Below are 17,184 nucleotides of genomic sequence, written 5' to 3'. Positions count from 1 at the left end.
ACCTGATCCAGATCCATAAATCGAAAACAGAATCGGGTTAGAAAACCAAGTTCGAAACTTGCAATGGCTACATATATAAGCCAACTTGCGCAGGCAGGCTAAGCTGAAAAACAACAGACTCGGATTTAAACGATATTCATTATCATTTGGGCACCGCACTGTTCATTGCAGCGCAAACAAAACATCATCGCTGAAATAAGCTGTAATGCCCGTGCCACGTGGCCTACGTAGACTTTGGAGGAAGCTATACCACTAAAGGACTGAATTTATTCATCTTAGAAAATTTACTTGCTGGGTGTTTAGCCATAAAATCCCGCCCATCAATTGCGCTGCGACATATCGTCACTGCTTTATTACCTTTTTGAGCTCAGAGACATTGGCTCTCTGTTAAGGATTACCAGCATGCCCGAAGCGACAGGACTCATAGCCCACAACTGGGGCTTTGCCATTTTCCTTCTCGGCGTTGTCGGCCTTTGTGCCTTCATGCTTGGCGTCTCCAGCCTCCTCGGGTCAAAAGCCTGGGGCCGCAGCAAAAACGAACCGTTCGAGTCCGGCATGCTACCCACCGGTGGCGCCCGCTTGCGGCTCTCAGCCAAATTCTATCTGGTCGCGATGCTGTTCGTGATCTTCGATATCGAAGCCCTCTTTCTCTTTGCCTGGTCTGTGTCTGTTCGCGAAAGCGGCTGGACCGGATTCGTCGAAGCTCTCGTTTTCATAGCAATTCTGTTGGCAGGCCTTGTCTACCTATTTCGGGTGGGTGCTCTTGATTGGGCACCGGAAGCTCGTCGTAAGCGGCAGGCCAAGCTGAAACAATGAGGCTTTGGCGATGCAATACGAACTCACCAGGATCGACCCGGATGCTCCTAACGAGCAGTACCCGATCGGCAAACGGGAAACCGTTTCCGATCCGTTAGAAGATCAAGTCCACAAAAACATTTTCATGGGCAAACTTGAAGACGTGCTGAACGGCACGGTCAACTGGGGGCGTAAAAACTCCTTGTGGCCGTACAACTTCGGCTTGTCGTGCTGCTACGTGGAAATGACCACCGCCTTCACGGCGCCCCACGACATCGCGCGCTTTGGCGCCGAAGTTATCCGGGCCTCGCCGCGTCAGGCGGATTTCATGGTTATTGCCGGTACCTGCTTCATCAAGATGGCGCCGATCATTCAGCGCCTCTACGAGCAAATGCTTGAACCTAAATGGGTCATTTCCATGGGTTCGTGCGCCAACTCCGGTGGCATGTACGACATCTACTCCGTGGTTCAAGGGGTGGACAAGTTTTTGCCCGTGGACGTTTACGTACCCGGCTGCCCACCCCGCCCGGAGGCTTTCCTGCAAGGCTTGATGCTCTTGCAAGAGTCGATTGGCCAGGAGCGTCGCCCCCTTTCCTGGGTCGTTGGCGAGCAAGGCGTGTACCGCGCCGAGATGCCATCGCAAAAGGAACAGCGCCGCGAACAGCGTATTCAGGTGACCAACCTGCGCAGCCCCGACGAAGTCTGATCCAGCCCCGCTTCTTTTTATAGAACGAGACACTGGCTTCATTCTTTACGTTGAACGAAAGCGATAAAAAACCATGACTACAGGCTCCGCTCTGTACATCCCGCCTTACAAGGCTGACGACCACGATGTGGTTGTCGAACTGAATAACCGTTTTGGTCCTGATGCATTCACTGCCCAGGCCACGCGCACCGGCATGCCGGTGCTTTGGGTTGCCCGCGCCAAACTGGTCGAAGTCCTGACCTTCCTGCGCAACCTGCCAAAACCCTACGTCATGCTCTATGACCTGCACGGTGTCGACGAACGTCTGCGCACCAAGCGTCAGGGCCTGCCGTCGGGTGCCGATTTCACCGTCTTCTATCACCTGATGTCGCTTGAGCGTAACAGCGACGTCATGATCAAGGTGGCCCTGTCCGAAGGCGATTTGAGCCTGCCGACCGTGACCGGGATCTGGCCGAACGCCAACTGGTACGAGCGGGAAGTCTGGGACATGTTCGGCATCGACTTCGCCGGGCACCCTCACCTGTCGCGCATCATGATGCCGCCGACCTGGGAAGGTCACCCGCTGCGCAAGGACTTTCCTGCGCGCGCCACGGAGTTCGACCCATACAGCCTAAGCCTGGCCAAAGTCCAGCTCGAAGAAGAAGCCGCACGCTTCAAGCCTGAAGACTGGGGCATGAAGCGTTCCGGCGAGAACGAGGACTACATGTTCCTCAACCTGGGCCCGAACCACCCTTCGGCTCACGGTGCCTTCCGCATCATTCTGCAACTGGACGGCGAAGAAATCGTCGACTGCGTGCCTGACATCGGCTACCACCACCGTGGCGCCGAAAAAATGGCTGAGCGCCAGTCATGGCACAGTTTCATTCCGTACACCGACCGTATCGATTACCTCGGCGGCGTGATGAACAACCTGCCGTATGTGCTCTCGGTAGAAAAACTGGCAGGCATCAAAGTGCCGGACCGGGTCGACACCATCCGCATCATGATGGCCGAGTTCTTCCGTATCACCAGCCACTTGCTGTTCCTGGGGACATACATCCAGGACGTGGGCGCCATGACCCCGGTGTTCTTCACCTTCACCGACCGTCAGCGCGCCTACAAAGTGATTGAGGCGATCACCGGTTTCCGCCTGCACCCGGCCTGGTACCGCATCGGCGGCGTTGCCCACGACCTGCCAAATGGCTGGGATCGCCTGGTCAAGGAATTCATCGACTGGATGCCCAAGCGTCTGGACGAATACCAAAAAGCCGCGCTGGACAACAGCATCTTGCGTGGCCGTACCATCGGCGTTGCCCAGTACAACACCAAAGAGGCCCTGGAATGGGGTGTCACCGGTGCTGGCCTGCGCTCTACCGGGTGCGACTTCGACCTGCGCAAGACGCGGCCGTATTCCGGCTACGAGAACTTCGAGTTCGAAGTGCCGCTGGCGGCCAATGGCGATGCCTATGACCGTTGCATCGTGCGTGTCGAAGAAATGCGCCAGAGCCTTAAAATCATCGAGCAGTGCATGCGCAACATGCCGGCCGGCCCGTACAAGGCGGACCACCCGCTGACCACACCGCCGCCCAAAGAGCGCACCTTGCAGCACATCGAGACCTTGATTACGCACTTCCTGCAAGTTTCGTGGGGCCCGGTGATGCCGGCCAACGAATCCTTCCAGATGATCGAAGCGACCAAGGGCATCAACAGTTATTACCTGACGAGCGACGGCGGCACCATGAGCTACCGCACCCGGATTCGCACCCCAAGTTTTGCCCATTTGCAGCAGATCCCTTCGGTGATCAAAGGCGAAATGGTCGCGGACTTGATTGCTTACCTGGGTAGTATCGATTTCGTTATGGCCGACGTGGACCGCTAAGCATGAACAGCACGCTTATCCAGACAGACCGTTTCGCCCTTAGCGAAACCGAGCGCTCGGCCATCGAGCACGAGATGCATCACTACGAAGATCCGCGCGCAGCGTCGATCGAAGCCCTGAAGATCGTTCAAAAAGAACGTGGCTGGGTGCCGGACGGCGCGATCTACGCCATCGGCGAGCTGCTGGGCATTCCCGCCAGCGACGTTGAAGGCGTGGCGACGTTCTACAGCCAGATCTTCCGCCAGCCGGTAGGCCGTCACATCATTCGCGTGTGTGACAGCATGGTCTGCTACATCGGTGGTCACGAGTCCGTGGTCAGCGAGATCCAGACCAAGCTGGGCATCGGCCTGGGCCAGACCACCGCAGACGGCCGCTTCACGCTGCTGCCGGTGTGCTGCCTGGGCAACTGCGACAAAGCGCCGGCGTTGATGATCGACGACGACACATTCGGTGATGTCCAGCCATCGGGCGTTGCCACGTTGTTGGAGGGCTACCCATGACCCTGACTTCTTTCGGGCCTGCCAACCGCATTGCGCGCACGGCAGAAACCCATCCGTTGACCTGGCGTCTGCGTGACGACGGCGAGCCGGTATGGCTTGACGAATATCAGGCCAAAAACGGCTACGCGGCTGCCCGCAAGGCATTCGCCGACATGGCTCAGGACGATATCGTCCAGACCGTGAAAGACGCCGGCCTCAAAGGTCGTGGCGGTGCAGGTTTCCCCACGGGTGTGAAGTGGGGGCTGATGCCCAAAGACGAATCCATGAACATCCGTTACCTGTTGTGTAACGCCGATGAAATGGAGCCCAACACCTGGAAAGACCGCATGCTGATGGAGCAACTGCCCCATCTGCTGATCGAAGGCATGCTGATCAGTGCTCGCGCCCTGAAAACCTACCGCGGCTACATCTTCCTGCGTGGCGAATACACCACCGCGGCCGTGCACCTGCGCCGTGCCGTCGAAGAAGCCAAGGCAGCAGGCCTGCTGGGCAAAAACATCCTGGGTTCGGGGTTTGATTTCGAACTGTTCGTACACACCGGTGCCGGGCGTTATATCTGCGGTGAAGAAACCGCACTGATCAACTCCCTTGAAGGCCGTCGCGCCAACCCGCGCTCCAAACCGCCGTTTCCGGCGGCCGTGGGCGTTTGGGGCAAGCCGACCTGCGTGAACAACGTAGAGACCCTGTGCAACGTACCGGCCATCATCGGCAATGGCGTTGACTGGTACAAATCCCTGGCCCGCGAAGGCAGCGAAGACCACGGCACCAAGCTGATGGGCTTCTCCGGCAAGGTCAAGAATCCCGGGCTGTGGGAACTGCCGTTTGGCGTCACCGCTCGCGAGCTGTTCGAAGACTACGCAGGCGGCATGCGCGACGGCTTCACGCTCAAGTGCTGGCAGCCAGGCGGTGCCGGTACGGGTTTCCTGTTGCCCGAGCACCTCGACGCACAAATGTACGCCGGGGGTATTGCCAAAGTGGGTACCCGTATGGGTACGGGTCTGGCCATGGCCGTGGACGACAGCGTGAACATGGTTTCACTGCTGCGCAACATGGAACAGTTCTTCGCGCGCGAGTCGTGCGGGTTCTGCACCCCGTGCCGTGATGGCCTGCCATGGAGCGTCAAGCTGCTGATGGCCATCGAGAAAGGCGAAGGCCAGCCGGGCGACATCGAGACCCTGCTGGGTCTGGTGGGTTTCCTCGGTCCGGGCAAGACGTTCTGTGCTCACGCACCGGGCGCCGTGGAGCCACTGGGCAGCGCAATCAAGTACTTCCGTCCAGAGTTCGAAGCCGGCATTGCGCAAGCAAAACCCGGTGTTCCACCTCTGGCACGCCCGATTGTTATCGGCGCGTAACGTTCTGAATGGGGGCGGTCCGTGCCGCCCTCTGATCGTTCGATAACGCCGTAAGGCTGGGTTGCTTCGAACGAATAACAAGATTCCATTAGCCACGCCCGCTGACACCGGGCCAACGAAGACCTTTGAACCATGGCCACTATCCACGTAGACGGCAAAGAGCTCGAAGTCGATGGGGCAGACAACCTGTTACAGGCCTGTCTGTCGCTGGGACTCGATATTCCGTATTTCTGCTGGCACCCTGCCCTGGGCAGTGTTGGCGCCTGCCGCCAGTGTGCAGTCAAGCAATACACCGACGAGAACGACACCCGTGGTCGTATCGTGATGTCCTGCATGACCCCGGCCACTGACGGAAGCTGGATTTCCATCGACGACGAAGAAGCGAAAGTGTTTCGCGCCAGCGTTGTCGAATGGCTGATGACCAACCACCCGCACGACTGCCCTGTGTGCGAAGAAGGCGGTCACTGCCACCTGCAAGACATGACCGTGATGACCGGTCACAACGAACGCCGTTACCGCTTTACCAAACGTACCCACCAGAACCAGGAACTCGGCCCGTTCATCGCTCACGAGATGAACCGCTGCATCGCCTGCTACCGCTGCGTGCGCTTCTATAAAGACTATGCGGGCGGTACGGACCTCGGCGTTTTCGGCGCCCACGACAACGTGTACTTCGGTCGCGTTGAAGACGGCGTTCTCGAAAGCGAGTTCTCGGGCAACCTCACCGAAGTCTGCCCGACCGGTGTGTTCACCGACAAAACCCACTCCGAGCGCTACAACCGCAAGTGGGACATGCAATTTGCGCCCAGCATCTGCCACGGTTGCTCCAGCGGCTGCAACATCAGCCCGGGCGAACGTTATGGCGAGCTGCGCCGGATCGAAAACCGCTTCAACGGTTCGGTCAACCAGTACTTCCTGTGTGACCGTGGCCGCTTCGGTTACGGCTACGTCAACCGTAGCGACCGCCCACGTCAGCCGCTGCTGGCCGACGGCAACAAGCTGAGCGTCGACGCGGCCCTGGACAGGGCCGCCGAACTGCTGCGCGGTCGCAACATTGTGGGTATCGGTTCGCCTCGTGCCAGCCTCGAAAGCAACTACGCGTTGCGCGAGCTGGTAGGCGCCGAGCACTTCTACTCGGGTATCGAAGCCGGTGAGCTGGAGCGTATCCGCCTGGTGCTGCAAGTCCTCAAGGACAGCCCGCTGCCGGTGCCGAACCTGCGCGACATCGAAGACCATGACGCGATTTTCGTTCTGGGTGAAGACTTGACCCAGACCGCCGCTCGTATGGCGCTGTCATTGCGTCAGTCCGTCAAGGGCAAAGCTGAAGACATGGCCGAGGCCATGCGCGTTCAGCCATGGCTTGACGCCGCGGTGAAAAACATCGGTCAGCACGCGCTGAATCCGCTGTTTATCGCCAGCCTGGCTGAAACCAAGCTGGACGACGTCGCTGAAGAATGCGTTCACGCTGCACCGGACGATCTGGCCCGCATCGGCTTCGCCGTGGCTCACGCCCTCGATGCCAGCGCGCCTGCTGTCGACGGTCTGGATGCCGAAGCCCAGCAATTGGCCCAGCGCATCGCAGACGCCTTGCTCGCTGCCAAGCGCCCCCTGATCATTGCCGGTACGTCACTGGGCTCCAAAGCCCTGATCGAAGCGGCGGGCAACATTGCCAAAGCCTTGCACCTGCGCGAAAAAGCCGGCTCCATCAGCCTGGTCGTGCCGGAAGCCAACAGCCTGGGTCTGGCCATGCTCGGCGGCGAATCGGTAGACGCCGCGCTGCAAGCCGTGATTGACGGCCAGGCAGACGCCATCGTGGTGCTGGAGAACGACCTGTTCACCCGCGTGGACGCCGTGAAGGTGAACGCTGCGCTGGACGCTGCCAAGGTTGTGATTGTTGCCGACCATCAGAAAACCGCCACCACCGACCGTGCCGATCTGGTACTACCGGCCGCCAGTTTCGCTGAAGCCGACGGTACGCTGGTCAGCCAGGAAGGCCGCGCCCAGCGCTTCTTCCAGGTGTTCGACCCTCGTTATCTGGATTCCGCCAACCTGATCCATGAAGGCTGGCGCTGGTTGCACGCCCTGCGCAGCACCCTGCTGAACAAGCCGGTGGACTGGACGCTGCTGGATCACGTGACTCAGGCCACTGCTGCCTGCACGCCAGATCTGGCCGGCATCGTAGACGCTGCGCCTTCGGCCGAATTCCGCATCAAAGGTCTGAAACTGGCACGCGAACCGCTGCGCTACAGCGGCCGCACCGCCATGCGCGCCAACATCAGCGTTCACGAGCCGCGTACTCCGCAAGACCCGGACACCGCGTTCGCCTTCTCCATGGAAGGTTACTCGGGCTCCGTTGAGCCGCGTCAGCAAGTGCCTTTTGCCTGGTCGCCGGGCTGGAACTCGCCACAAGCGTGGAACAAGTTCCAAGACGAAGTCGGCGGCCACATCCGTGCGGGCGATCCGGGCATTCGCCTGATCGAAAGCAAAGGTGATTCGCTGAACTGGTGCGCCAACATTCCAGGCCCGTTCAACCCGGCCCGTGGCACCTGGCACGTCGTGCCGTTCTATCACCTGCTGGGCAGCGAGGAGAACTCCTCGAAAGCCGCGCCGGTACAAGAACGCATCCCGGCCGCCTACATCGCGCTGGCCAAGTCCGAAGCCGATCGCCTGGGCGTCAATGACGGTGCCCTGCTCAGCCTGAACGTAGCCGGTGTGACCCTGCGCCTGCCGCTGCGTATCAATGAAGAGCTGGGTGCTGGCCTGGTGGCATTGCCTGCCGGCTTGGCTGGCATCCCGCCTGCGATCTTTGGTCTTACCGTTGACGGTTTGCAGGAGGCAGCCCAATGACCTGGTTCACGCCTGAAGTGATCGACGTGATTCTCTCGGTGGTCAAAGCCGTGGTAATCCTGCTCGCCGTGGTGGTGTGCGGTGCGCTGTTGAGCTGGGTCGAGCGCCGTTTGCTCGCCCTGTGGCAAGACCGTTACGGTCCGAACCGCGTCGGCCCGTTCGGCGCGTTTCAGATCGCCGCCGACATGATCAAGATGTTCTTCAAGGAAGACTGGACTCCGCCGTTTGCCGACAAGGTGATTTTCACCCTCGCACCGGTAGTGGCCATGAGCGCCTTGCTGATCGCCTTCGCGATTATCCCGATCACCCCGACCTGGGGTGTAGCAGACCTGAACATCGGCATCCTGTTCTTCTTCGCCATGGCCGGTCTGTCGGTGTACGCCGTGTTGTTCGCCGGCTGGTCGAGCAACAACAAGTTCGCCCTGCTCGGCAGCCTGCGCGCTTCGGCCCAGACTGTGTCGTACGAAGTGTTCATGGGCCTGTCGCTGATGGGCATCGTGGTTCAGGTCGGCTCGTTCAACATGCGCGACATTGTTGAATATCAAGCGCAAAACCTGTGGTTCATCATTCCGCAGATCTTCGGTTTCCTGACCTTCTTCATTGCTGGCGTCGCCGTGACTCACCGTCACCCGTTCGACCAGCCGGAAGCGGAACAGGAACTGGCCGATGGTTACCACATTGAATATGCCGGCATGAAATGGGGCATGTTCTTCGTGGGTGAATACATCGGGATCGTGTTGATCTCGGCGTTGCTGGTGACTTTGTTCTTCGGTGGCTGGCACGGGCCGTTCGGCATCCTGCCGCAGATTCCGTTTATCTGGTTCGCCCTGAAGACTGCGTTTTTCATCATGATCTTCATCCTGCTGCGCGCCTCTATTCCGCGCCCTCGGTATGACCAAGTGATGGACTTCAGCTGGAAGTTCTGCCTGCCGCTGACCCTGATCAATTTGCTGGTAACCGCCGCAGTCGTGTTGTTGAACACGCCCGCCGGCGCGGTTCAGTGAGGATAGAGACCCATGTTCAAGTACTTGTTTGACATCGTGCATGGCACCTACACCCAGCTTCGCAGCCTGGTGATGGTGTTTGGCCATGCCTTCCGCAAGCGTGACACGCTGCAATACCCGGAAGAACCGGTCTACCTGCCACCGCGTTACCGTGGCCGGATTGTCCTGACCCGCGACCCGGACGGCGAAGAGCGTTGTGTTGCCTGTAACCTGTGCGCCGTGGCGTGCCCGGTGGGCTGCATCTCGCTGCAAAAAGCCGAAACCGAGGATGGCCGCTGGTATCCGGAGTTTTTCCGCATCAACTTCTCACGCTGCATTTTCTGCGGCCTGTGTGAGGAAGCCTGCCCGACCACCGCCATCCAGCTCACGCCGGATTTCGAGATGGCCGAGTTCAAACGTCAGGATCTGGTGTACGAGAAAGAAGATCTGCTGATCTCCGGCCCCGGCAAGAACCCTGATTACAACTTCTATCGTGTTGCGGGTATGGCCGTTGAGGGCAAGCCGAAAGGCGCTGCTCAGAACGAAGCCGAGCCGATCAACGTGAAGAGCTTGCTGCCTTAAGGAAGAACGATGGAATTCGCTTTCTATTTCGCATCGGGTGTCGCTGTCGTGTCCACGCTGCGCGTGATCACCAACACCAACCCTGTGCACGCCCTGCTCTACCTGATTATTTCGCTGATTGCCGTGGCGATGACCTTCTTCAGCCTCGGCGCGCCGTTTGCGGGCGTTCTCGAAGTGATCGCCTACGCTGGCGCCATCATGGTGCTGTTCGTGTTTGTGGTGATGATGCTCAACCAAGGCCCGGCCTCGGTGACGCAGGAGCGCCACTGGCTCAAACCCGGCATTTGGATCGGACCGAGCATTCTGTCCGCCATCCTGTTGGCCGAATTGCTGTACGTGCTGTTTGCACAGCAGAGCGGCGCAGCCATCGGTCAAACCACCATTGATGCAAAAGCCGTCGGCATAAGCCTGTTCGGCCCGTATCTGCTGGTGGTCGAACTCGCCTCGATGCTGTTGCTTGCAGCAGCGGTGACGGCGTTCCACTTGGGCCGCAACGAGGCGAAGGAGCAATAAGATGCCTGGAATACCTTTGGAACATGGCCTTGCAGTAGCAGGTGTCCTGTTCTGCCTCGGTCTGGTTGGACTGATGGTTCGCCGTAACATTCTCTTCGTATTGATGAGTCTGGAAATCATGATGAACGCGGCTGCCCTGGCGTTCATCGTTGCCGGTGCACGCTGGGCGCAGCCGGATGGACAAGTGATGTTCATTCTGGTGATCACCCTGGCAGCCGCCGAGGCCAGTATTGGCCTGGCGATCCTGCTGCAGCTGTATCGCCGCTTCCACACGCTTGATATCGATGCTGCCAGTGAGATGCGCGGATGAACCTTCTCTTTCTGACTTTCGTATTCCCCCTGATCGGCTTTTTGCTGCTGTCGTTCTCCCGTGGACGCTTCAGCGAAAACCTCTCGGCCCTGATCGGTGTTGGCTCCATCGGCCTGTCGGCGCTGGTGGCCGCGTACGTGATCTGGCAATTCAACGTTGCGCCGCCTGAAGGCGGTCACTACACGCAAGTGCTGTGGCAATGGATGGCAGTGGGCGAGTTCAAACCGAACTTCGCCCTGTACCTGGACGGCCTGTCAGTCACCATGCTCGGCGTGGTGGTCGGCGTCGGCTTCCTGATCCACGTGTTTGCCTCCTGGTACATGCGCGGTGAAGACGGCTACTCGCGCTTCTTCGCCTACACCAACCTGTTTATCGCCAGCATGCTGTTCCTGATCCTGGCCGATAACCTGTTGTTCGTGTACTTCGGCTGGGAAGGCGTGGGCCTGTGCTCCTACCTGTTGATCGGGTTCTACTACAGCAACCGCAACAACGGTAACGCCGCACTCAAAGCCTTCATCGTGACCCGCATCGGCGACGTGTTCATGGCCATCGGCCTGTTCATTTTGTTCCAGCAGTTGGGCACGTTGAACATTCAGGAGCTGTTGGTTCAGGCACCGCTGAAGTTCCAGACCGGTGATTTCTGGATCGTGCTGGCGACCCTGATGCTGCTGGGCGGCGCGGTCGGTAAATCGGCGCAATTGCCTCTGCAAACCTGGTTGGCAGACGCCATGGCAGGCCCGACGCCCGTCTCGGCACTGATCCACGCCGCCACCATGGTGACCGCCGGTGTTTACCTGATCGCTCGTACCCACGGCCTGTTCACCCTGGCGCCTGAAGTCCTGCATCTGGTGGGCATCGTGGGCGGCGTGACACTGGTACTGGCCGGCTTTGCGGCACTGGTGCAAACCGACATCAAACGTATCCTCGCCTACTCCACCATGAGCCAGATCGGCTACATGTTCCTGGCCTTGGGCGTCGGCGCATGGGATGGTGCGATTTTCCACCTGATGACCCACGCCTTCTTCAAGGCACTGCTGTTCCTTGCTTCCGGTGCGGTGATTGTCGCCTGCCACCACGAGCAGAACATCTTCAAGATGGGCGGCCTGTGGAAAAAACTGCCACTGGCTTACATCAGCTTCATCGTCGGCGGCGCGGCCTTGTCGGCCTTGCCTCTGCTGACCGCAGGCTTCTACTCCAAGGACGAAATTCTTTGGGAAGCCTTCGCCAGCGGTAACAACGAGTTGCTGTACGCCGGTCTGGTAGGTGCGTTCATGACCTCGCTGTACACCTTCCGCCTGATCTTCATCACCTTCCACGGTGAAGCCAAGACTGAAGCCCACGCGGGCCATGGTGTTTCGTACTGGTTGCCACTGAGTGTGCTGATCGTCCTGTCGACTTTTATCGGCGCAATGATCACGCCTCCACTGGCGGGCGTACTGCCACAAAGCGTTGGCCATGCCGGCGGCGAAGCCAAGCACAGCCTTGAAATCGCCTCGGGCGCCATCGCATTGGCCGGTATCCTGCTGGCCGCCCTGCTTTACCTGGGCAAACGTCGTTTCGTGACGGCTGTAGCCAACAGCGGCATCGGTCGTTTCCTGTCGGCCTGGTGGTTCGCCGCGTGGGGCTTCGACTGGCTGTACGACAAACTGTTCGTCAAACCGTACCTGTTGATCTGCCGCCTGCTGCGCAAGGACCCTCTGGACCAGACCATCGGCCTGGTCCCGAAGATGGCCAAGGCCGGGCACAACGCCCTGAGCCGCAGCGAAACCGGTCAACTGCGTTGGTACGCTGCTTCCATGGCTGCCGGTGCTGTACTGGTCATGGGCGCCATCGTACTGGTAGCGGTCTGATATGAACCTTCGACATTGCGAAAGGAATTGAGCCCGTCATGATTCTGCCTTGGCTAATCCTGATCCCCTTTATCGGCGGCCTGTTGTGCTGGCTGGGTGAGCGCTTCGGCGCCACCCTGCCACGCTGGATTGCGTTGCTGACCATGTCCCTCGAACTTGCGCTCGGCCTTTGGCTGTGGGCGCACGGGGATTACCACCTGGCCCCTAACCCGGGTGCCGACCCGGTCTGGGCGCTTGAATTCAAGCACGTCTGGATCGAACGTTTCGGCATCAGCGTGCATCTGGCACTGGACGGCCTGTCCCTGCTGATGATCTTGCTCACCGGCTTGCTGGGTGTGCTGTCGGTCTTGTGTTCCTGGAAAGAAATCCAGCGTCACGTGGGCTTCTTCCACTTGAACCTGATGTGGATCCTGGGCGGTGTGGTCGGCGTATTCCTCGCCATCGACCTGTTCATGTTCTTCTTCTTCTGGGAAATGATGCTGGTGCCGATGTACTTCCTCATCGCGCTCTGGGGTCACAGTTCATCGGACGGCAAGAAAACCCGTATTTACGCAGCGACCAAGTTCTTCATCTTCACCCAGGCTTCCGGCCTGATCATGCTGGTGGCGATCCTGGGTCTGGTGCTGGTCAACTTCAATGAAACCGGCGTGCTGACCTTCAGCTATGCCGAGTTGCTGAAAACCAAGATGTCGCTCACCACCGAGTACATCCTGATGCTCGGCTTCTTCATTGCATTTGCCGTGAAACTGCCGGTCGTGCCGTTCCACTCCTGGTTGCCGGATGCTCACGCACAAGCGCCTACCGCGGGCTCGGTCGACCTGGCCGGTATCTTGCTGAAAACCGCTGCGTACGGCCTGCTGCGTTTCGCCCTGCCGCTCTTCCCGAATGCTTCGGCCGAATTCGCGCCGATTGCCATGACACTGGGCTTGGTCGGGATTTTCTACGGCGCATTCCTCGCCTTCGCACAAACCGATATCAAGCGTCTGATCGCTTTTTCCAGTGTTTCGCACATGGGCTTCGTACTGATCGGGATTTACTCCGGCAGTCTGCTGGCTCTGCAGGGCGCGGTGATCCAGATGCTGGCGCACGGTGTATCAGCGGCGGCGCTGTTTATCCTCAGCGGTCAGTTGTACGAGCGCCTGCACACCCGTGACATGCGTGAAATGGGTGGTTTGTGGTCGAAGATCGCTTACCTGCCAGCCATTAGCCTGTTCTTTGCCGCGGCGTCGCTGGGCTTGCCGGGCACCGGTAACTTCGTTGGCGAGTTCCTGATCCTGATGGGCTCGTTCGCCAGCTTCCCTTGGGTCACGGCGATTGCAACGACCGGCCTGGTGTTTGGTTCGGTCTACTCGTTGATCATGATTCACCGCGCCTACTTCGGCCCTTCCAAGTCCGAAGCCGTACTGGCCGGCATGGATGCACGTGAAATGATCATGGTGCTCGGTCTGGCGGTTCTGCTGATTTTCATCGGCGTGTACCCGCAACCGTTCCTCGACACCTCTGCTGCGACCATGAATGGCGTGCAGCAATGGCTCGGCACCGCCTTCACTCAACTCGCTTCGGCCCGGTAAGAGCGCTATGGAATTCACGATCCAACACTTTATCGCGCTTGCTCCACTGTTGATTACCAGCATCACCCTCGTTGTGGTGATGCTGGCAATCGCGTGGCGCCGCAACCACTCACAGACCTTCCTGCTTTCGGTGGCGGGTCTTAACCTGGCATTGCTGTCGATCTTCCCGGCGTTGAAAGTCGCTCCACTGGCGGTCACTCCGCTGTTGATGCTGGACAACTTTGCCTACTTGTACATCGGGCTGATTCTGGTCGCGACCCTGGCCTGCGTAACACTTGCGCACGCTTATCTGGGTGAAGGCGGCACCGGTTACCCGGGCAACCGCGAAGAACTTTACCTGTTGATGCTGCTGGCAGCGTCGGGCGGTCTGGTACTGGTCAGCGCGCAACACCTGGCTGGCCTGTTCATCGGTCTGGAACTGCTTTCGGTGCCTGTTTACGGGCTCGTGGCTTATGCCTTTTTCAACAAGCGCTCACTGGAAGCCGGCATCAAATACATGGTGCTGTCGGCGGCCGGTTCTGCGTTCCTGTTGTTCGGCATGGCCTTGTTGTATGCCGAAGCCGGTAGCCTGAGCTTCAACGGTATTGGTCACGCACTGGCCGCCACTGGCGCTCCGAGCGCCATTGCCCAGCTGGGTTTGGGCATGATGCTGGTCGGTCTGGCGTTCAAGCTGTCGCTGGTTCCTTTCCATCTTTGGACACCAGACGTGTACGAAGGGGCGCCAGCTCCTGTGGCTGCATTCCTGGCCACCGCCTCCAAGGTCGCTGTCTTCGCAGTGATGGTGCGGTTGTTCCAGATCTCCCCGGCGGCCACCACCGGTGTGATGAGCGATGTACTGACCGTGATCGCGATCGCCTCGATCCTGTTTGGTAACTTGCTGGCGCTGACGCAAACCAACCTCAAGCGTCTGCTGGGTTATTCGTCGATCGCTCACTTCGGCTACCTGCTGATCGCTCTGGTTGCGAGCAAAGGCATGGCCATGGAAGCCATCGGCGTTTACCTGATCACCTACGTGCTCACCAGCCTGGGTGCATTCGGTGTGATCACGTTGATGTCCTCGCCTTACAAAGGGCGTGACGCGGATGCCCTGTATGAATACCGCGGCCTGTTCTGGCGCCGTCCGTACATGACTGCCGTGCTGACCGTGATGATGTTGTCGCTGGCCGGTATTCCGCTCACCGCAGGCTTCATCGGCAAGTTCTACATCATTGCTACCGGTGTTCAGGCGCAGCAATGGTGGTTGGTGGCTTCCCTGATCCTGGGCAGCGCCATCGGCGTGTTCTACTACCTGCGTGTGATGGTCACCCTGTACCTGGTTGAGCCAAAACTGCATCGCCACGATGCCCCGTTGAACTGGGAGCAGAAGGCAGGCGGCGTCATGCTGCTGGCGGTGTCGATACTGGTGTTCGTGCTGGGCGTTTACCCTCAGCCGATGCTGGAACTGGTGCAACGCGCAACACTGGGCTTGCTGGGCTAAACACCCTTCGCTCGCCCCACTACCCCGTGAAAGCCTGGCTTTCACGGGGTATTTTTTTGTCTGCGCGTTATCACACCCCACGCCGCGCAGGAGCCTAAGAAATCCACATCGACCCACCGACGACTGACAGTAAAAATGGTCATTTATTTAAGCCTTCTACCCATTCGCTGATAACGCCTGTCACACGGTTTAACTGTGAACTCACGCCTAACTTAAACACATGAATCAAACATTCTTTACCTATTTAAAACATTGCATATGAACACACCCTCTTACGTTTACAGCTTATAAAACATACCCAACAGAACCCTGATCAACGACGCATTGACAGTCATTGTCGCCCCTCATAAATTCATCAGCCTTTCACTTTCACGTTCAACCACTTACCTGAACTCACCCTTGCACTTCACGTTTACACATACAGGAATACTTTATGCATCCCGCCATTGAACATAGCGGTCATTATTCGACGAGCGACGGTCATCAATTATATTGGGAGCGACATGGAACCCCCCGAGGCGAGCCCATCTTCTTTCTTCATGGCGGGCCAGGCGGTTACTGCAACAACAAGCATCTGCTGTTCTTCGACCTTAATCATTTTGACGTTATTTTATTTGATCAGCGAGGCTGCGGACGCTCCACTCCCCAAGGCGAGTTAACAAACAACAACACTGATGCAGTGGTTCAAGACATAGACGATCTGCGGCACTATTTCGGTTTTGAGCGCATCAGCCTGCTCGGAGTGTCGTGGGGCAGTTGGCTGGCGTTGAAATACCAGCACCGTTTTAAGCATCGGGTAAGACGCGGCATTGCCGCCTCCGTATTTGTACCTGTCGATGAGGTTTTCGATACCTATGACCGGATACTTCAGCAGACCCTTGAACGTTTACCCGAGGCAGGACTGACCCTTCAGCGAACCTACAACACGTTATGCACCGGCACCCCGCAAGCCCGTCAGGCGGCGGCAATGTACTGGAGCAAAGCGCATCTGGGAGAGTCCATGACTGATGAGCAACTGAACGCCTTTGTGGATCACTCAGCCATTGCCTCCATCCGCCTCGAACTGCATTACCACCTCAATCACTACTTTTTCACCCCTGCCGACATGCTCCTCAGGATGAGTCCGAGGATGACCCTGATTCAGGGCATCGACGATACGTGCGGTATGGCCAGCCTTGACTGGCTTCGGAAACGGTCTCGCGCCTCAGTCGTACAGGTGAGGGCTGGCCACAATGCGCTTGAGCCAACCTTACTCAGTAAAATTCGCGAAACACTGAATCCTTGAGGCTCGTGTAAGAAAATACTGACTAATGAAGTTGAATTCATCCTCTTTTTCTTAAATCAATAAAAACCACTACACACGCCAGAAGATTTTCTACGCGGCGCAAGTACCCTATTTGAAGTTCAACTCTAAACATCTTACACGCGCCACCTTGCACTCCAACTCAATTGCCTTTTTCCTATCGGCCTGAAGCAGCACGCTAAACTGTGTGCTGCGTAACAGCACAGCGACGATATATTGAACAGCGCCGAGCAACTATAAACATATACCCAAACATTGCCCTCAACTAAAATTTTGAAAATAACGTTCATTGACATGAAATAACAGGCACCACTAAATTCAACGTGTGCTTTGACAGTCAAAGCCAATTCAAACCAACCATCCAATAAGAAAAGGTTTTCGATATGGGCTACTACATGGCAATGAACACCCAAGCGCTGCCAGATACAGAAACGCTTGATTCACAGACCGAGCAGCAACATCTGGAACAACTTGAACTGACCGACGCTGAGAAAGAAGAACTCACCGCAGACTGATACTTCAAAGAGGGGACGTTTG

Annotated in this window: 15 protein-coding genes; all 15 read left to right on the top strand. The window is 58.1% G+C overall.

The window, feature by feature from the left end; all coding sequences use genetic code 11:
- The first annotated feature begins 402 nt into the window (after positions 1 to 402).
- The 15 genes from TU74_RS07885 (at position 403) to TU74_RS24885 (ending at position 17,162) form a co-directional block, all read left to right on the top strand.
- Positions 403 to 816, top strand: a complete 414-nt coding sequence (locus TU74_RS07885) for an NADH-quinone oxidoreductase subunit A (protein ID WP_003446990.1) — start codon at positions 403 to 405, stop codon at positions 814 to 816.
- A 10-nt stretch (positions 817 to 826) separates the two neighbouring features.
- A complete protein-coding gene (locus TU74_RS07880) occupies positions 827 to 1,501 on the top strand; it encodes a NuoB/complex I 20 kDa subunit family protein (RefSeq protein ID WP_019412096.1) in 675 nt (224 codons plus the stop codon).
- A 73-nt stretch (positions 1,502 to 1,574) separates the two neighbouring features.
- Entirely contained in the window at positions 1,575 to 3,359 is a 1,785-nt protein-coding gene (nuoC, locus tag TU74_RS07875; protein WP_048375868.1) for an NADH-quinone oxidoreductase subunit C/D, read from the top strand.
- A 2-nt stretch (positions 3,360 to 3,361) separates the two neighbouring features.
- Positions 3,362 to 3,859 (top strand): NADH-quinone oxidoreductase subunit NuoE, encoded by a 498-nt coding sequence (nuoE, locus tag TU74_RS07870; RefSeq protein ID WP_047274305.1) that lies wholly within the window; start codon positions 3,362 to 3,364, stop codon positions 3,857 to 3,859.
- The gene (gene nuoF / locus TU74_RS07865; protein WP_047274304.1) at positions 3,856 to 5,211 is read left to right on the top strand and encodes an NADH-quinone oxidoreductase subunit NuoF; all 1,356 of its coding nucleotides are present in this window, start codon (positions 3,856 to 3,858) and stop codon (positions 5,209 to 5,211) included. The genes nuoE and nuoF overlap by 4 nt, the downstream gene beginning before the upstream one ends.
- A gap of 132 nt (positions 5,212 to 5,343) precedes the next feature.
- A complete protein-coding gene (nuoG, locus tag TU74_RS07860) occupies positions 5,344 to 8,058 on the top strand; it encodes an NADH-quinone oxidoreductase subunit NuoG (protein ID WP_048375866.1) in 2,715 nt (904 codons plus the stop codon).
- On the top strand, positions 8,055 to 9,062 hold the full coding sequence (gene nuoH / locus TU74_RS07855) for an NADH-quinone oxidoreductase subunit NuoH (protein WP_047274301.1): 1,008 nt from the start codon (positions 8,055 to 8,057) through the stop codon (positions 9,060 to 9,062). The genes nuoG and nuoH overlap by 4 nt, the downstream gene beginning before the upstream one ends.
- Positions 9,063 to 9,074: 12 nt before the next feature.
- Positions 9,075 to 9,623 carry an NADH-quinone oxidoreductase subunit NuoI gene (nuoI, locus tag TU74_RS07850; RefSeq protein ID WP_016780194.1) on the top strand — a complete coding sequence of 183 codons (549 nt, stop codon included), beginning with the start codon at positions 9,075 to 9,077 and terminating at the stop codon, positions 9,621 to 9,623.
- 9 nt (positions 9,624 to 9,632) lie between these two features.
- The gene (gene nuoJ / locus TU74_RS07845) at positions 9,633 to 10,136 is read left to right on the top strand and encodes an NADH-quinone oxidoreductase subunit J (protein WP_047274300.1); all 504 of its coding nucleotides are present in this window, start codon (positions 9,633 to 9,635) and stop codon (positions 10,134 to 10,136) included.
- 1 nt (position 10,137) lies between these two features.
- Positions 10,138 to 10,446 carry an NADH-quinone oxidoreductase subunit NuoK gene (gene nuoK / locus TU74_RS07840; protein WP_003446970.1) on the top strand — a complete coding sequence of 103 codons (309 nt, stop codon included), beginning with the start codon at positions 10,138 to 10,140 and terminating at the stop codon, positions 10,444 to 10,446.
- Complete coding sequence (gene nuoL, locus TU74_RS07835; protein WP_048375864.1) at positions 10,443 to 12,296, top strand: NADH-quinone oxidoreductase subunit L; 1,854 nt, start codon at positions 10,443 to 10,445, stop codon at positions 12,294 to 12,296. The genes nuoK and nuoL overlap by 4 nt, the downstream gene beginning before the upstream one ends.
- 38 nt (positions 12,297 to 12,334) lie before the next feature.
- Positions 12,335 to 13,867 carry an NADH-quinone oxidoreductase subunit M gene (gene nuoM / locus TU74_RS07830; RefSeq protein ID WP_048375862.1) on the top strand — a complete coding sequence of 511 codons (1,533 nt, stop codon included), beginning with the start codon at positions 12,335 to 12,337 and terminating at the stop codon, positions 13,865 to 13,867.
- Positions 13,868 to 13,874: 7 nt separating this feature from the next.
- Positions 13,875 to 15,344 (top strand): NADH-quinone oxidoreductase subunit NuoN, encoded by a 1,470-nt coding sequence (gene nuoN / locus TU74_RS07825; protein ID WP_048375857.1) that lies wholly within the window; start codon positions 13,875 to 13,877, stop codon positions 15,342 to 15,344.
- Between the two features lie 433 nt (positions 15,345 to 15,777).
- Positions 15,778 to 16,629, top strand: coding sequence for an alpha/beta fold hydrolase (locus tag TU74_RS07820; RefSeq protein WP_048375855.1), 852 nt, complete (start codon positions 15,778 to 15,780; stop codon positions 16,627 to 16,629).
- Between the two features lie 401 nt (positions 16,630 to 17,030).
- Positions 17,031 to 17,162 (top strand): hypothetical protein, encoded by a 132-nt coding sequence (locus tag TU74_RS24885; RefSeq protein ID WP_257011166.1) that lies wholly within the window; start codon positions 17,031 to 17,033, stop codon positions 17,160 to 17,162.
- Positions 17,163 to 17,184: the final 22 nt, after the last annotated feature.

The organism is Pseudomonas lundensis, assembly GCF_001042985.1.
GTDB classification, from domain to species: domain Bacteria; phylum Pseudomonadota; class Gammaproteobacteria; order Pseudomonadales; family Pseudomonadaceae; genus Aquipseudomonas; species Aquipseudomonas lundensis.
This window is presented reverse-complemented; position numbering and strand designations above follow the sequence as displayed.

What these genes read in the sequence shown, in the direction of transcription:
- TU74_RS07885 (WP_003446990.1), top strand. Translation starts at nt 403, where the DNA reads ATGCCCGAAGCGACAGGACTCATAGCCCACAACTGGGGCTTTGCCATT.
- TU74_RS07880 (WP_019412096.1), top strand. Translation starts at nt 827, where the DNA reads ATGCAATACGAACTCACCAGGATCGACCCGGATGCTCCTAACGAGCAG.
- nuoC (WP_048375868.1), top strand. Translation starts at nt 1,575, where the DNA reads ATGACTACAGGCTCCGCTCTGTACATCCCGCCTTACAAGGCTGACGAC.
- nuoE (WP_047274305.1), top strand. Translation starts at nt 3,362, where the DNA reads ATGAACAGCACGCTTATCCAGACAGACCGTTTCGCCCTTAGCGAAACC.
- nuoF (WP_047274304.1), top strand. Translation starts at nt 3,856, where the DNA reads ATGACCCTGACTTCTTTCGGGCCTGCCAACCGCATTGCGCGCACGGCA.
- nuoG (WP_048375866.1), top strand. Translation starts at nt 5,344, where the DNA reads ATGGCCACTATCCACGTAGACGGCAAAGAGCTCGAAGTCGATGGGGCA.
- nuoH (WP_047274301.1), top strand. Translation starts at nt 8,055, where the DNA reads ATGACCTGGTTCACGCCTGAAGTGATCGACGTGATTCTCTCGGTGGTC.
- nuoI (WP_016780194.1), top strand. Translation starts at nt 9,075, where the DNA reads ATGTTCAAGTACTTGTTTGACATCGTGCATGGCACCTACACCCAGCTT.
- nuoJ (WP_047274300.1), top strand. Translation starts at nt 9,633, where the DNA reads ATGGAATTCGCTTTCTATTTCGCATCGGGTGTCGCTGTCGTGTCCACG.
- nuoK (WP_003446970.1), top strand. Translation starts at nt 10,138, where the DNA reads ATGCCTGGAATACCTTTGGAACATGGCCTTGCAGTAGCAGGTGTCCTG.
- nuoL (WP_048375864.1), top strand. Translation starts at nt 10,443, where the DNA reads ATGAACCTTCTCTTTCTGACTTTCGTATTCCCCCTGATCGGCTTTTTG.
- nuoM (WP_048375862.1), top strand. Translation starts at nt 12,335, where the DNA reads ATGATTCTGCCTTGGCTAATCCTGATCCCCTTTATCGGCGGCCTGTTG.
- nuoN (WP_048375857.1), top strand. Translation starts at nt 13,875, where the DNA reads ATGGAATTCACGATCCAACACTTTATCGCGCTTGCTCCACTGTTGATT.
- TU74_RS07820 (WP_048375855.1), top strand. Translation starts at nt 15,778, where the DNA reads ATGCATCCCGCCATTGAACATAGCGGTCATTATTCGACGAGCGACGGT.
- TU74_RS24885 (WP_257011166.1), top strand. Translation starts at nt 17,031, where the DNA reads ATGGGCTACTACATGGCAATGAACACCCAAGCGCTGCCAGATACAGAA.